Origin of the sequence: Micromonospora sp. NPDC050200, from assembly GCF_040656135.1 — a bacterium.
GTDB lineage: Bacteria > Actinomycetota > Actinomycetes > Mycobacteriales > Micromonosporaceae > Micromonospora.
Window position 1 is genome coordinate 1 of the sequence record NZ_JBFALG010000101.1, and the last position, 13,133, is coordinate 13,133.

A 13,133-nucleotide genomic window follows, 5' to 3' on the forward strand; every position below is an offset into this window, starting at 1 on the left:
CCGCCGCCGCCCCCGCCCCCGCCGCCGGCCGGCAGGAACCGCACCACGCTGTGGGGCGGGCGCCGCTCGCCGTCGCCGCCGGGGTCGCCGCCGGCTGGGCGGCGCTGACGTCGTACCTGCCGGTTGCCCTGGTGCTGGGGCTGGCCCAGTTCAGCGAGGACGCCGGCTCCGTCGCCGGTGCGCTGCGCGCCGGCCTGGCCGGCTGGCTGCTCGGCCACGGGGTGCCGTTGCAGACCACCGCCGGCCCGCTCGGCCTCGTCCCGCTGCTGCTCTCCGGGCTCGCGCTCTGGCGGTTGACCCGGGCCGGCGTGCACACCAGCCGGGCCATGGGCGCGCGGGGTGGGCGCTCGCCGCGGCAGGCACTCACCGCCGCGGTCGCGGTCGGCCTCGGGTACGGGCTGCTCGGCGCCCTCGCCGCGGTGCTGGTGAGCACGGACGGCCTGCGGATCTCCCCGGTCCGTGCCGGGGTCACCCACGCGATCTTCGGCGCGCTCGCCGCGCTGGTCGGGGCGCTGCGCACCACCGGGGTGGCCGGCCTGCTCGCCGAGCGCGCACCGGCGGTGCTCCGCGACGGGGTACGTACCGGGCTGGTCGCCGGGCTGCTGCTGCTCGGCGCGGGGGCCGGCGCGGCCGGGCTGGCGGTGGCGACCGGCGGGGGCGACGCGGCCGACATGATCGGCGCGTACCGCACCGGGGTGGCCGGCCAGGCCGGCATCACCCTGGTCAGCCTGGGGTACGCGCCGAACGCCACGATCTGGTCGACCGCCTACCTGCTCGGGCCGGGCTTCGCCGTCGGCACCGGCACGGCGGTCCGCACCAGCGAGGTCTCCGTGGGCGCGCTGCCGGCCGTACCCCTGCTCGCCGGCCTGCCCAGCGGGCCGGTCGACGGGTTCGGGGCGGCGCTGCTCGCGGTGCCGGTGCTGGCCGGGATGGCCGCGGGCTGGCTGCTCGCCCGGCGGCTGCTCCGCGACGCGGAGGAGCGGGCAACGCCGAACTGGGCCGCACTGCTCGGCCCGGCGGCGCTCGCCGGCCCGGTGGTCGGCCTGCTCGCCGGCCTCGCCGCCGCGGCCTCCGGCGGGCCGCTCGGCGGCGGCCGGCTGGCCGAGATCGGCCCGGTGCCCTGGCAGGTGGCCGCGGTCTCCACCGCGGTGGTCACGGCCGGCGCGCTGTTGGGGACCGCCGCCGCCAGGATGCTCGCCCGCGGGGCGTCCCGCGCCTGACCTGACCACGGTCCACGCCTGCCCCGCCAGGGTGCGGGCTCGCGCGAGGTTCCCGGGCGTGACCCGCCGAACGGCCCGCTTCGCATCGGGTTCGAGGGGCCGGCACGACGGAAGGGGCGCCCCGGAGATCCGGGACGCCCCTTCCGGGTGTCGACTCAGGAGTTCGGCATGCTGATGCCCACGAGGAGCGCCACGATCTGCAGGATCCCGAGCGCCAGGCCGACGCCGCCGCAGATCAGACCCGCGAGGGCCTGACCGCTGTTGCTCGCCAGCCCCTGGGTGGCCTTCTGCCGGCCCAGCCATCCGGTGATGACAGCGGCGATGCCCAGCGGGATGCCGAGGTAGCAGCAGACCATCGGGATGGAGACGATGCCCAGGATCATCGACACCAGGCCGAGCGTGTTCTGCTGGCCCTGCGGCTGCGGGTAGCCCGCGTTCGGGTAGGCCGGCATGCCGGGGGCCTGCTGGCCGTACGGATCCTGGTAGGGCTGCTGCCCGTACGGCTGGCCCGGCGCCCCGTAGGGCTGGCCCGAGGTGGGCTGGCCGTAGGGGTCGCCGGAGACCGGCTGCCCGTACGGCTGGCCCGAGGTGGGCTGCTGGCCGTACGGGGCCTGCGGCGGCGGGGCGTACGGGTCGTGCGGCTGCTGTCCGTACGGGGCCTGCGGGGGCTGTCCGTACGGGTCGTGCGGCTGCTGCCCGTACGGATCGTGCGGCTGCTGCCCGTACGGATCGTGCGGCTGCTGCCCGTACGGCGCCTGCGGGGGCTGGGCGTACGGATCCTGCGGCTGTCCGTACGGCTGGCCGGCTGGCTGCCCCGAGGTGGGCCGGCCGTACGGGTCGTGCGGGTGCTGCTGGCCGTACGGGTCCTGACCAGGGTGTCCGGGCTGCATGTCGCGATGCTCCTCAGTGGCTGGTGGTCAGTAGCTGCTCGTGCTGGTGTCGGACCCCATCATCCCGGCCAGACCACCGGCGAGGCAGCACAGCAGGACGATCACGAGCCAGACGACGCCGATGATGATGGCCCACTTCGACCACTTCTTCGACTCGTTCGCCGCCGCCTGGGCGCCGGCGTAGTCGCCCTGCTGGAGCGCCGGGTTGACCTTGGAGGCGTTGATGATCGCCGGGATGGCCAGCGGCCAGAAGAAGAAGATGGCGACGATGGACATCGTCATGTTGTTGTTGATGGGCGGCTGCTGCGCGGGGTTGGGGTAACCAGGCTGCATGGTGCTCCTCGCTCCGTCGGCACTGTCCGTGCCTGATCGTTGATGAAGGGTGCGGCGGCGGGCGTAACGCCCGTTACCGAGCGACGGGCAGCGTATCGCGTGCGTGCCACCCGCGTGATCACCCGATCGCCGCTGCCCGATCGCTGGGAGTCCCGACCAGCCCGCTAGGGTTGGCCGCGTGACCGAGCCCGCGTCCGTCGCCCGCCTCGTCGTCCTCGTCTCCGGTTCCGGCAGCAACCTCCAGGCGCTGCTCGACGCCGCCGCCGACCCCGCGTACGGGGCCCGGGTGGTGGCCGTCGGCGCGGACCGGGACGGGATCGCCGGCCTCGACCGGGCCGCCGCCGCCGGAGTGCCGACCTTCGTCGACCGGGTCAAGGACCACCCGACCCGGGAGGACTGGGACGTCGCGCTCACCGCGCACGTCGCCGCCCACCGGCCCGACCTGGTCATCTCGGCCGGCTTCCTGAAGCTGGTCGGCCCGCACTTCCTGGCCGCCGTCGGCGACCGCTACCTGAACACGCACAACACCCTGCTGCCGGCGTTCCCCGGCATCCACGGCCCCCGCGACGCGCTCGCCTACGGCGTCAAGGTCACCGGGGCCACGCTCTTCTTCGTCGACGCCGGGATGGACACCGGCCCGATCGTCGCGCAGGTCGCCGTGCCGGTGCGCGACGACGACGACGAGGAGACGCTCACCGAGCGCATCAAGGAAGCCGAGCGGCGCCAGCTCGTCGAGCAGGTCGGTCGGCTGGTCCGTGAAGGTTGGACGATCACCGGAAGAAAGGTCACGGTTCCGTGAGTTCCACTCAGGGCGAGCGTCGCCCGATCAGGCGGGCACTGGTCAGCGTCTACGACAAGAGCGGCCTGGTCGAGCTGGCCCGGGCCCTGCACGACGCCGGGGTGGAGATCGTCTCGACCGGCAGCACCGCGTCGACGATCTCCGGCGCGGGCGTGCCGGTGACTCCGGTCGAGCAGGTGACCGGCTTCCCGGAGATCCTCGACGGCCGGGTGAAGACCCTGCACCCGAAGATCCACGGTGGTCTCCTGGCCGACCTGCGCAAGGACTCCCACGCCGCCCAGCTCGACGAGCACGGCATCGCCGGGATCGACCTGCTGGTCTCCAACCTCTACCCGTTCCAGGCCACCGTCGCCTCCGGCGCGAGCCAGGACGAGTGCGTGGAGCAGATCGACATCGGTGGGCCGGCGATGGTCCGGGCCGCGGCCAAGAACCACGCCTCGGTCGCGGTGGTGACCGACCCGGCGGCGTATTCGGCGCTGCTGGCCGCCCTCGCCGAGGGCGGGTTCACGTTGGCCCAGCGCCGGGCGCTCGCCGCCCGCGCCTTCGCCGACATCGCCGAGTACGACCTGGCCGTCGCCGAGTGGTTCGCCGCCTCCCTCGCGCCGGCCGCCGACGGCTGGCCGGAGTTCGCCGGGCTGAGCCTGCGCCGCCAGGCGGTGCTGCGCTACGGCGAGAACCCGCACCAGGCGGCGGCCGTCTACGCCGACCCGTCCAGCCCGGCCGGCCTGGCCCAGGCCGAGCAACTGCACGGCAAGGAGATGTCCTACAACAACTACGTCGACGCGGACGCCGCCTGGCGGGCCGCGAACGACTTCGCCGATCAGCCGGCGGTGGCGATCATCAAGCACGCCAACCCGTGCGGCATCGCGGTCGGCGCGGACGTGGCCGAGGCGCACCGCAAGGCGCACGCCTGCGACCCGGTCTCGGCGTACGGCGGGGTGATCGCCGCGAACCGGCCGGTCTCGGTCGAGCTGGCCCGGCAGGTCGCGGAGATCTTCACCGAGGTGCTGGTGGCACCCGGCTTCGACCCCGGCGCGGTGGAGATCCTCCAGGGCAGGAAGAACATCCGGCTGCTGCACGCCCCGGCCTTCGACCCGCTGCCGGCGGAGTGGCGGCAGGTCACCGGCGGTGTCCTGGTGCAGATGCGGGACAAGGTCGACGCCGAGGGCGACGACCCGGCGAGCTGGCGGCTGGCCGCCGGCGACCCGGCCGACGAGGCGACCCTGCGGGACCTCGCCTTCGCCTGGCGGGCGGTCCGCGCGGTGAAGAGCAACGCGATCCTGCTGTCCCGGGACGGCGCCACGGTCGGAGTCGGCATGGGCCAGGTCAACCGGGTGGACTCGGCGCGGCTGGCGGTCGACCGGGCCGGCGCCGAGCGGGCCCGGGGGGCGGTCTGTGCCTCGGACGCGTTCTTCCCGTTCGCCGACGGTCCGAAGATCCTCATCGAGGCCGGCGTCCGCGCGATCGTGCAGCCCGGCGGCTCGATTCGCGACGAGGAGGTCGTCGCCGCCTGCAAGGAGGCCGGCGTGACGATGTACCTCACCGGCACCCGGCACTTCTTCCACTGATTCGTGGCGAGAAAGCGGGGCGCGGCCGACCGGTCGCGCCCCGCTCCGCGTTGAGCCGCCACTCCGGAACGCTCCACGCGCGGATCGCTCTGAGCACCGTCGGAGTTGTCCGGCCCTGATCCGGGCGGCTCAACGGCAGGAGGCCCCGCACGCCAGCTCAGGGGTGCGGGGCCGCCGTGGTGCCTGCGCCGTCAGGCGGTGGGGCGTACCTCGGCGAAGTGGCAGGCGGAGGGGTGCGGATCGGCGGCGCGCAGGACCGCGTGCGGCTCCTGGGTGGCGCAGATCTCCTGGGCCTTCCAGCAGCGGGTGCGGAAGCGGCAGCCGGACGGCGGGTCGGCCGGGCTCGGCACGTCGCCGGTGAGCCGGATGATGGTCCGGTCGTTGCGGACGTCCGGGTCCGGCACCGGCACCGCCGAGAGCAGCGCCTGGGTGTACGGGTGGGTGGCCCGCTCGTAGATCTCGTCCTCGGTGCCGATCTCCACGATCTTGCCGAGGTACATGACCGCGACCCGGTCCGAGATGTGCCGGACCACCGACAGGTCGTGCGCGATGAAGATGTACGACAGCCCGAACTCGTCCTGGAGCTGCTCCAGCAGGTTGATCACCTGCGCCTGGATGGAGACGTCCAGGGCGGAGACCGGCTCGTCGCAGACGATCACCTCGGGGCGCAGGGCGAGCGCCCGGGCGATGCCGATGCGCTGCCGCTGGCCGCCGGAGAACTGGTGCGGGTAGCGGTTGACGTGCTCCGGGTTGAGCCCGACCACGTCCAGCAGTTCCTGCACCCGCCGCTGCTTGCTGCCCTTCGGGGCCGCCTCCGGGTGGATGTCGAACGGCTCGCCGATGATGTCGCCGACCGTCATCCGCGGGTTGAGCGAGGTGTACGGGTCCTGCATCACCATCTGCATGTTGCGCCGCAGCCGGCGCAGCTCGGCCCCGGAGGCCTTGAACAGGTCCTTACCCTCCAGGGTGGCCCGGCCGGAGGTGGGCGTCTCCAGCCGCATCAGCAGCCGGGCCAGCGTCGACTTGCCGCAGCCGGACTCGCCGACGATGCCCAGGGTCTCGCCCCGGCGCAGCTCGAAGCTCACCCCGTCGACGGCCCGGACCGCGCCGGTCTGCTTCTGGAACAGCACGCCCTGGGTGATCGGGAAGTGCTTGACCAGGTTGTCGACGGAGAGGATGGTCTCGCCCCGGACCTTGGTCGGGCTAGCGGGCGCTGTCATCTCGGACCTCCTGCGCGAAGTGGCACGCGCTGGTCCGGCCGTCGCCGAGGACCAGGTCGTGCGGCACCACGTCCACGCAGACCTGCTGCGCGTACGGGCACCGGGGGTGGAACGGGCATCCGGAGGGGATGCGCATCAGGTTCGGCGGCAGCCCCTTGATCGTCGACAGCTCCTGGCCGCGTACGTCCATCCGCGGGATCGACTCCAGCAACCCCTTCGTGTACGGGTGCGAGGGCGACCGGTACAGCGAGCGGACGTCCGCGTGCTCGACGATCCGGCCGGCGTACATGACCGCGATCCGGTCCGCGACGCCGGCGACCACGCCGAGGTCGTGGGTGATCAGGATCATCGCCATGTTGAGGTCCCGGCGCAGGTCGGCCAGCAGGTCCATGATCTGGGCCTGCACGGTGACGTCCAGCGCGGTGGTGGGCTCGTCGGCGATCAGCACCTTCGGGTTCATGGCCAGCGCCATCGCGATCATGACGCGCTGCCGCATGCCGCCGGAGAACTGGTGCGGGTAGTCGCCGAGGCGCTTGGCCGCGGCCGGGATCCGGACCAGGTCCATCAGCTCGACGGTGCGCCGGCGGGCGTCCGCCTTGGACATCCCCTCGCGCTGGCGCAGCGTCTCGCCGATCTGCCAGCCGACCGGGAAGACCGGGTTCAGCGCGGAGAGGGCGTCCTGGAAGATCATTGCGATCTCCTTGCCCCGCACCTGGCGGCGCTGCTCCTCCGACTGCTTCAGCAGGTCCCGGCCCTGGTAGAGGATCTGACCGGAACGGATCACCGCCGGTGGCGTGTCGAGAATGCCCATGATCGCCTGGGCGGTGACCGACTTGCCGGAGCCGGACTCGCCGAGCACGGCGAGGGTCTCGCCGGCGTCCAGGTGGTAGGACACCCCGTTGATCACCTTGGCGACGCCCTCGCCGGTACGGAACTCGACGTGCAGGTCCCGGACGTCGAGCAGGTGGCCGCCCTCGAGCGTGGGGGAGGCCGGCGTCGGGTGCACAGCGGACTGGGTCATGAGGTTCACCGCAGCTTCGGGTCGAAGGCGTCGCGGATCGCGTCGCCCAGCATGATGAAGGCGAGCACGGTCAGCGCGAGGAAGGCGGACGGGACGACCAGCGGCGTCGCCGACTCGCGCATGTGCACCCGGCCGGCGTCGATGTCGATGCCCCAGGAGATGGTCGGGGCCTTGAGGCCGATGCCGAGGAAGCTCAGCGTCGCCTCGGCGGCGATGAACGAGCCGAGCGCGATGGTGAGCACCACGATCGCCGGGGCGAGCGCGTTCGGCAGGATGTGCCGCCACATGATCCGGCCGTTGCCGGCGCCGAGCATCCGGGCCGCCGCCACGTAGTCCTGCTCCTTGGCGGTGATCACCGAGGAGCGGACCACCCGGGCCGCGGTGGTCCAGCCGAGCACCGCCAGTACGAAGATCACTGCGAACAGCCGGATGTTGTCGCTGCTGCTGCTCACCCGCTTGAGCAGCACGATCGCGGCGAGCAGCAGCGGGATGCCGAGCACGATGTCGATCACGCGGGAGAGCACCGCGTCGACCCAGCGGCCGAAGTAGCCGGCCAGCATCCCGACGACCAGCGCGATGATGCCGGTGAGCAGCGCGGAGAGCGCGCCGACCAGCAGCGAGGCGCGCGCGCCGTAGACCGCCCGGGCGTACGTGTCGCAGCCCTGGAAGTCGTACCCGAAGATGGCCCCGCCGGACGCCCCGGCGTGCTGCCGGGAGAGCATGCAGTCGCGCGGGTCGTTGGCGGTGAAGAGCGAGGGTACGGCGGCCATCGCGGCGAACACCACGACCAGTGTGAGGCTGACCCAGAAGATCGGGTTGCGGCGCAGGTCGCGCCAGGCGTCGCCGGCCAGGCTGTGGGCCTTCCGCGGCGCGCCGACCTGGCTGGGCGTACCGGGCTCGCCGGACACGCCCCGCCGTGCGGCCTGGTTCTCCGTGGCCGCCACAGTTTCAAAGTCACTCATGCCCGCACCTCGCTCCGCTCGGTGCCGGCATGAGCGCCCATGCACGCTGCGTTGATGATTCGTTCGCTGCGCTCACTCATAGCGGATCCTCGGGTCGAGTACGGCGTACAGGATGTCCACCACCAGGTTGGACAGGAGGTAGACCACGACGAGCACGCTGACGATGCCCACCACCAGCGGGCCGTCCTCGGTGCGGATGCCCCGGAAGAGGTTGAAGCCGACGCCGGGGATGTTGAACACGCCCTCGGTGATGATCGCGCCGCTCATCAGGTTGCCCAGCTCGACGCCGAGGAAGGTGACCACCGGGATGAGCGAGTTGCGCAGCACGTGCACGCTGACGATCCGCCGCTTGACCAGGCCCTTGGAGCGGGCTGTCCGGACGTAGTCGGCGCGCAGGTTCTCCGCCACCGAGGTCCGGGTCAGCCGCAGCGCGGTGGCCAGCGAGAGCGAGCCGAGCACGATGCCGGGGAGCAGCAGCGCGTACAGGTCGGGCTCGGCGCCGGCGGTCGGCGGGAAGAGCTGCCACTTGACGCCGAGGAGGTACTGCGCGAGCGGGGCCAGCACGATGGTCGGGATGCCGAGCACCAGCAGGGTCAGCACCAGCGTGGAGTTGTCGAAGATACTGGCCCGGCGGATGCCGGCGAGCACGCCCGCGGTGACGCCGAAGAGGATCGTCACGGCCATCGCGATGAGCGCCAGCTTGACGGTCACCGGCCAGGCGGCGGCGAGGATGTCGCCGATCTGGCGGCCGGTCAGCGACTGCCCGAGGTCACCCTGGAGCAGGTTCTTGATGTAGTCGAAGTAGCGGTAGAAGAAGCCGCCCACCCCGGTCTGGTCGAGGTGGAACTTCTGCGTCAGGTATGCCCGCTGGGCGGCGGTGACCGGGCGTTCGCCCGCGAGTGCCTGGATGGGGTCGCCCTGGCCGGCGAACATCAGTGCGTAGACGATCAGCGTGGTCCCGAAGAAGGCGAGGACCATCTGGAGCAGTCGCCGCAGGATAAAGCGGAACATACTGTGAAGTCTCTCTGGAAAGGGGCAAAGGACGTGGCGGGCCGGGTCACCCGTGGCGACCCGACCCGACCAGCGCTGTTACTTGACGGCCTCGATCTTCAGCAGGTCGACCCGGTCGAAGAGATCCATCTCCACGTTCTTGACCTTGGTCGAGTGCCCGAAGTTGTTCTGGCCGTACCGCAGCGGGATCACCGGCAGGTCCTCGGCCAGGAGGTCCTCCGCCGCCTGGTACTTCTTGATCGCCTCTTCCTCGTTCGGCGCCTTGGCGCCCTCGGCCAGCAGCTTGTCGAACTCGGGGTTGCTGTAGCCGTAGTAGTTCGAGGAACCGTTGGTGCTGTACAGCGGGCCCAGGTAGTTCTCCATGGACGGGTAGTCCATGACCCAGCCCATCCGGAACAGGCCGACCGGCTGCTTGGCCTTCAGCTTGGTCAGCAGGTCCGCGAACTTGGGCTCGGCGGTGCCGACGCACTCCACACCCAGGTTGGCCTTGAGCTGGTTGCAGGTCGCGTCGATCCAGTCCTTGTGGCCGCCGTCACCGTTGTACGACAGTTCGATCTTGGACGGTCCGCCCGCGGCCTGGTACATGGCCTTGGCCTTGGCCGGGTCGAACTCGCCCGCCGCGCCGATGGTGTTCTCCCGGTAGCCGGCCACGACCGGCGAGACGAAGGAACGGGCCGGCTGCTGCGAGTTCTTGAAGATCGACTTGGTGATCTCGTCCCGGTCGATCGCCATCGAGATCGCCTTGCGGACCTCGGGCTTGCTGAATTCCTTCTGGAACGTCGGGAACGCCAGCACCTGCAGCGACGAGGCCGGGCTCTGCTGGAACCGGTCACCGAGGTCGGTGGCGGCCGTCGACAGGTTCTCGGTCGGGACGGTCTTGATGACGTCCAGGTTGTCCGAGAGCACGTCCGCGTACGCCGCGGTCAGCTGCTGGTAGATCCGGAACTCGACGCCGGCCACCTTCGGCTTCTCGCCGGGGAAGGCGTCGTACTTCTCGACCTCGACCTTGGCGTCGTGCTGCCAGGTGCCCTTGATCTTGAACGGGCCCTGACCGATCGGCGCCTGCTCGTAGCCCTCGGCCAGCACGCCCGGGGCGGAGAAGGCCGCCTTCGGCAGCGGGTAGAAGGCCGTGTAGCCGAGCATGGCCCGGAACTCGCTGTACGGCTCGCTCAGCGTCACGGTGAAGGTCAGGTCGTCGACCTTCTTCAGCCCGGAGAGCGTCTTCGCCGCCGGCTTCTCGCCCTGCAGGTCCTCGTAGCCGGCGATCTTCTCGAAGAAGTAGCTCGAGTTCTGGCCGTTGGGGGCGTACGCGCCGTAGTTCCAGGCGTCGAGGTAGTTGTCGGCCGTGACCTTCTCGCCGTTGTGGAAGGTGTAGCCGTCCTTGAGCTTGACCGTCCAGACCTTGTTGTCCGACGACGTCACCGACTCGGCCGCCACCTCGTACGGCTTGTTGGCCTCGTCGTAGTCGACCAGCGGGCTGAACAGGGCGGCGAGCACCTGGGAGCCACTGGTCTCGTTGGTGTTGGTGGGTACCAGGTGCTGCGGCTCCGCGATCTCGATCCGCACGGCCGCGTTGGGGTCGCTCTGACCTGATCCACTGTCGCCGCCCGAGCCGCAGGCCACCAGGCCCAGGGTCACCGCGAGCGGGAGAGCAGTCCAGGCGGCAAGCCTACGAACTCGCATTGAGTCTCCTCATCTCCTCACGCTGCGCAGTCAGGCCCGGCGCTGGGTAACGCTGCGCAACAATCGGCAACGGTAGGTCGCGCACGGCCGGTTCGGCAACGAGAGCGTTGCGAACGGATAACGGATGACCCGCCCCGGTCTTGTCCGCCCCCGACCCGTCTGCTATGAGCGAAGCCGCAAAAGTGCTGCTCAATGTCGGTTTCCAACGGGGCTTCCCGGGCTTCTCGGGCGCTCGGGAGCGGCCTGCGCGGTTGCCGGCCCGCTGTCCGCTGTGTGGCGCTTCATGATTCGCTGTCCGTCCCAGCATGTGGTGAACTCCACACGTCGTAACTATGAGTGATGAAACCCACGTAACGGATCGTCACCGTTGGCCGTCGACCCGACCACGGCCCGTTGCCGTGAGACGATCTGGACGTGACGGCGACGATCCTGGACGGCAAGGCGACCGCGGCGGAGATCAAGGACGAGTTGCGGACGCGGGTCAAGGCGCTCGCGGAGCGCGGCATCACTCCCGGTCTCGGCACGGTCCTGGTCGGGGCCGACCCCGGCTCCCAGGCGTACGTCAACGGCAAGCACCGCGACTGCGCCGAGGTCGGGATCGCCTCCATCCGCCGCGAGCTGCCGGCCGACGCCGCCCAGGAGCAGGTCGACGCCGTCCTCGCCGAGCTGAACGCCGACCCGGCCTGTCACGGCTACATCGTCCAGCTGCCGCTCCCGGCCCAGCTGGACACCCAGCGCGCGCTGGAGATGATCGACCCGGACAAGGACGCCGACGGCCTGCACCCGGTCAACCTCGGTCGGCTGGTGCTCGGCTACGACGGCCCGCTGCCCTGCACCCCGCGCGGCATCGTCGAGCTGCTCCGCCGGTACGACGTGCCGCTGCGCGGCGCGACGGTCGCCGTGGTCGGCCGGGGCAACACCGTCGGCCGCCCGCTGGGCCTGCTGCTCACCCGGCGCAGCGAGAACGCCACCGTGACGCTGTGCCACACCGGCACCCTCGACCTCGCCTCGCACACCCGCGCCGCCGACATCGTGATCGTCGCGGCGGGCGTACCCGGGCTGCTCACCGCCGACATGATCACCCCGGGGGCGACGGTGGTCGACGTCGGCATCACCCGGGTGATCGGCGCCGACGGCAAGGGCCGGTACACCGGTGACGTGGACCCGGAGGTGGCCGAGGTGGCCGGCCGGGTGGTCCCGATGCCAGGCGGCGTGGGGCCGATGACCCGGGCCATGCTGCTCACCAACGTGGTGGAACGGGCCGAGCGGGGCTGAACAGGGCCCATCGGTGTCATAACCGTCCGCCCCTGGCCCGATCGGTGCCAGGATGGCTGATACGGTCCGGAAAACCGACTGGTAGCAGGGAGTGGGACGACCATGGGTAAGAAGGTCACTGTCGTCGGGGCCGGCTTCTACGGCTCCACCACCGCACAGCGCCTGGCCGAGTACGACGTCTTCGACACGGTCGTGATCACCGACATCGTGGAGGGCAAGCCGGCGGGTCTCGCGCTGGACCTCAACCAGTCCCGCGCGGTCGAGGGCTTCGAGACCAAGGTCGTCGGCGTCACCACCGGCCCCAACGGCGAGGGCTACGAGGGCATCGAGGGCTCGGACGTCGTCGTGATCACCGCTGGCCTGCCGCGCAAGCCGGGCATGAGCCGGATGGACCTGCTGGCGACGAACGCCAAGATCGTCCGCCAGGTCGCCGAGAACGTCGCCAAGTACGCCCCGAACGCCGTCGTCATCGTCGTGTCCAACCCGCTGGACGAGATGACCGCGCTGGCCCAGCTCGCCACCCAGTTCCCGAAGAACCGGGTGCTCGGCCAGGCCGGCATGCTGGACACCGCCCGGTTCACCAACTTCGTCGCCGAGGCGCTGAACGTACCGGTGAAGTCGGTGAAGACGCTGACCCTCGGCTCGCACGGCGACACCATGGTCCCGGTGCCGTCGAAGAGCACGGTGAACGGCAAGCCGCTGCGCGAGGCGATGCCCGCCGAGCAGATCGAGGAGCTGGTCGTCAAGACCCGCAACGGTGGCGCCGAGGTCGTGGCGCTGCTGAAGACCGGCTCGGCGTACTACGCCCCGTCGGCCGCCGCCGCCCGGATGGCCAAGGCCGTCGCGGAGGACTCCGGCGAGGTCATGCCGGTCTGCGCCTGGGTCGACGGCGAGTACGGCATCTCCGGTGTCTACCTGGGCGTCGAGGCCGAGATCGGCGCCGAGGGCGTCAAGCGGGTCGTCGAGACCGACCTGGACGCCGACGAGCTGGCCAGCCTGAAGGAGGCCGCCGAGGCCGTCCGCGCCAAGCAGGGCGACATCGCCAGCATGTGACCCACCCTGGACCCACGAAGGGGCGCGCCGGCACCGCCGGCTTCGAGGTCGTCGCCCGGATCTTCGTCTGCCCCACCGAGGACGCCGGCTACGCCCGC

General features: G+C 71.3%; 12 protein-coding genes. 5 read left to right on the forward strand and 7 right to left on the reverse strand.

Annotated features, from left to right (window positions below; translation table 11 throughout):
• On the forward strand, window positions 1-1,220 hold a 1,220-nt coding region (locus AB0I41_RS33095; RefSeq protein WP_357114911.1), incomplete at its 5' end, for a DUF6350 family protein.
• Window positions 1,221-1,375: 155 nt separating this feature from the next.
• On the opposite strand, the gene AB0I41_RS33100 is transcribed toward AB0I41_RS33095, so the two are convergent.
• Both AB0I41_RS33100 and AB0I41_RS33105 read right to left on the reverse strand, forming a co-directional pair.
• Window positions 1,376-2,110 carry a hypothetical protein gene (locus AB0I41_RS33100; protein ID WP_357114913.1) on the reverse strand — a complete coding sequence of 245 codons (735 nt, stop codon included), beginning with the start codon at window positions 2,108-2,110 and terminating at the stop codon, window positions 1,376-1,378.
• Window positions 2,111-2,137: 27 nt separating this feature from the next.
• The gene (locus tag AB0I41_RS33105; protein ID WP_357114915.1) at window positions 2,138-2,443 is read right to left on the reverse strand and encodes a CD225/dispanin family protein; all 306 of its coding nucleotides are present in this window, start codon (window positions 2,441-2,443) and stop codon (window positions 2,138-2,140) included.
• A gap of 178 nt (window positions 2,444-2,621) precedes the next feature.
• On the opposite strand from AB0I41_RS33105, the gene purN reads away from it, so the two are divergent.
• On the forward strand, window positions 2,622-3,242 hold the full coding sequence (purN, locus tag AB0I41_RS33110) for a phosphoribosylglycinamide formyltransferase (RefSeq protein ID WP_357114917.1): 621 nt from the start codon (window positions 2,622-2,624) through the stop codon (window positions 3,240-3,242).
• Window positions 3,239-4,810: a bifunctional phosphoribosylaminoimidazolecarboxamide formyltransferase/IMP cyclohydrolase gene (gene purH / locus AB0I41_RS33115; RefSeq protein WP_357114919.1), complete on the forward strand. Its 1,572-nt coding sequence runs from the start codon at window positions 3,239-3,241 to the stop codon at window positions 4,808-4,810. Before purN ends, purH begins: the two co-directional genes overlap by 4 nt.
• A 191-nt stretch (window positions 4,811-5,001) precedes the next feature.
• Here the strand turns inward: purH and AB0I41_RS33120 are convergent, their stop codons facing one another.
• From AB0I41_RS33120 to AB0I41_RS33140, 5 genes are all read right to left on the reverse strand, one after another.
• Entirely contained in the window at window positions 5,002-6,030 is a 1,029-nt protein-coding gene (locus tag AB0I41_RS33120; RefSeq protein WP_357114921.1) for a dipeptide ABC transporter ATP-binding protein, read from the reverse strand.
• A complete protein-coding gene (locus AB0I41_RS33125) occupies window positions 6,014-7,051 on the reverse strand; it encodes an ABC transporter ATP-binding protein (protein ID WP_357114923.1) in 1,038 nt (345 codons plus the stop codon). Before AB0I41_RS33125 ends, AB0I41_RS33120 begins: the two co-directional genes overlap by 17 nt.
• Window positions 7,052-7,056: 5 nt before the next feature.
• Window positions 7,057-8,013 carry an ABC transporter permease gene (locus AB0I41_RS33130; protein WP_357114925.1) on the reverse strand — a complete coding sequence of 319 codons (957 nt, stop codon included), beginning with the start codon at window positions 8,011-8,013 and terminating at the stop codon, window positions 7,057-7,059.
• A gap of 72 nt (window positions 8,014-8,085) precedes the next feature.
• Window positions 8,086-9,024 carry an ABC transporter permease gene (locus tag AB0I41_RS33135; RefSeq protein ID WP_357114927.1) on the reverse strand — a complete coding sequence of 313 codons (939 nt, stop codon included), beginning with the start codon at window positions 9,022-9,024 and terminating at the stop codon, window positions 8,086-8,088.
• 78 nt (window positions 9,025-9,102) lie between these two features.
• Window positions 9,103-10,707 carry an ABC transporter substrate-binding protein gene (locus tag AB0I41_RS33140; RefSeq protein ID WP_357114929.1) on the reverse strand — a complete coding sequence of 535 codons (1,605 nt, stop codon included), beginning with the start codon at window positions 10,705-10,707 and terminating at the stop codon, window positions 9,103-9,105.
• A 414-nt stretch (window positions 10,708-11,121) separates the two neighbouring features.
• Between AB0I41_RS33140 and AB0I41_RS33145 the strand changes: the two genes are divergently transcribed.
• Entirely contained in the window at window positions 11,122-11,982 is an 861-nt protein-coding gene (locus tag AB0I41_RS33145; protein ID WP_357114931.1) for a bifunctional methylenetetrahydrofolate dehydrogenase/methenyltetrahydrofolate cyclohydrolase, read from the forward strand.
• A gap of 102 nt (window positions 11,983-12,084) precedes the next feature.
• Window positions 12,085-13,035, forward strand: coding sequence for a malate dehydrogenase (gene mdh, locus AB0I41_RS33150; protein ID WP_357114933.1), 951 nt, complete (start codon window positions 12,085-12,087; stop codon window positions 13,033-13,035).
• Window positions 13,036-13,133 lie beyond the last annotated feature (98 nt).

Coding starts and splice junctions, on each gene's coding strand:
- AB0I41_RS33135 (WP_357114927.1), bottom strand. CDS start 9,024: ATGTTCCGCTTTATCCTGCGGCGACTGCTCCAGATGGTCCTCGCCTTC.
- AB0I41_RS33100 (WP_357114913.1), bottom strand. CDS start 2,110: ATGCAGCCCGGACACCCTGGTCAGGACCCGTACGGCCAGCAGCACCCG.
- AB0I41_RS33105 (WP_357114915.1), bottom strand. CDS start 2,443: ATGCAGCCTGGTTACCCCAACCCCGCGCAGCAGCCGCCCATCAACAAC.
- AB0I41_RS33120 (WP_357114921.1), bottom strand. CDS start 6,030: ATGACAGCGCCCGCTAGCCCGACCAAGGTCCGGGGCGAGACCATCCTC.
- mdh (WP_357114933.1), top strand. CDS start 12,085: ATGGGTAAGAAGGTCACTGTCGTCGGGGCCGGCTTCTACGGCTCCACC.
- AB0I41_RS33140 (WP_357114929.1), bottom strand. CDS start 10,707: ATGCGAGTTCGTAGGCTTGCCGCCTGGACTGCTCTCCCGCTCGCGGTG.
- AB0I41_RS33125 (WP_357114923.1), bottom strand. CDS start 7,051: ATGACCCAGTCCGCTGTGCACCCGACGCCGGCCTCCCCCACGCTCGAG.
- AB0I41_RS33130 (WP_357114925.1), bottom strand. CDS start 8,013: ATGAGTGACTTTGAAACTGTGGCGGCCACGGAGAACCAGGCCGCACGG.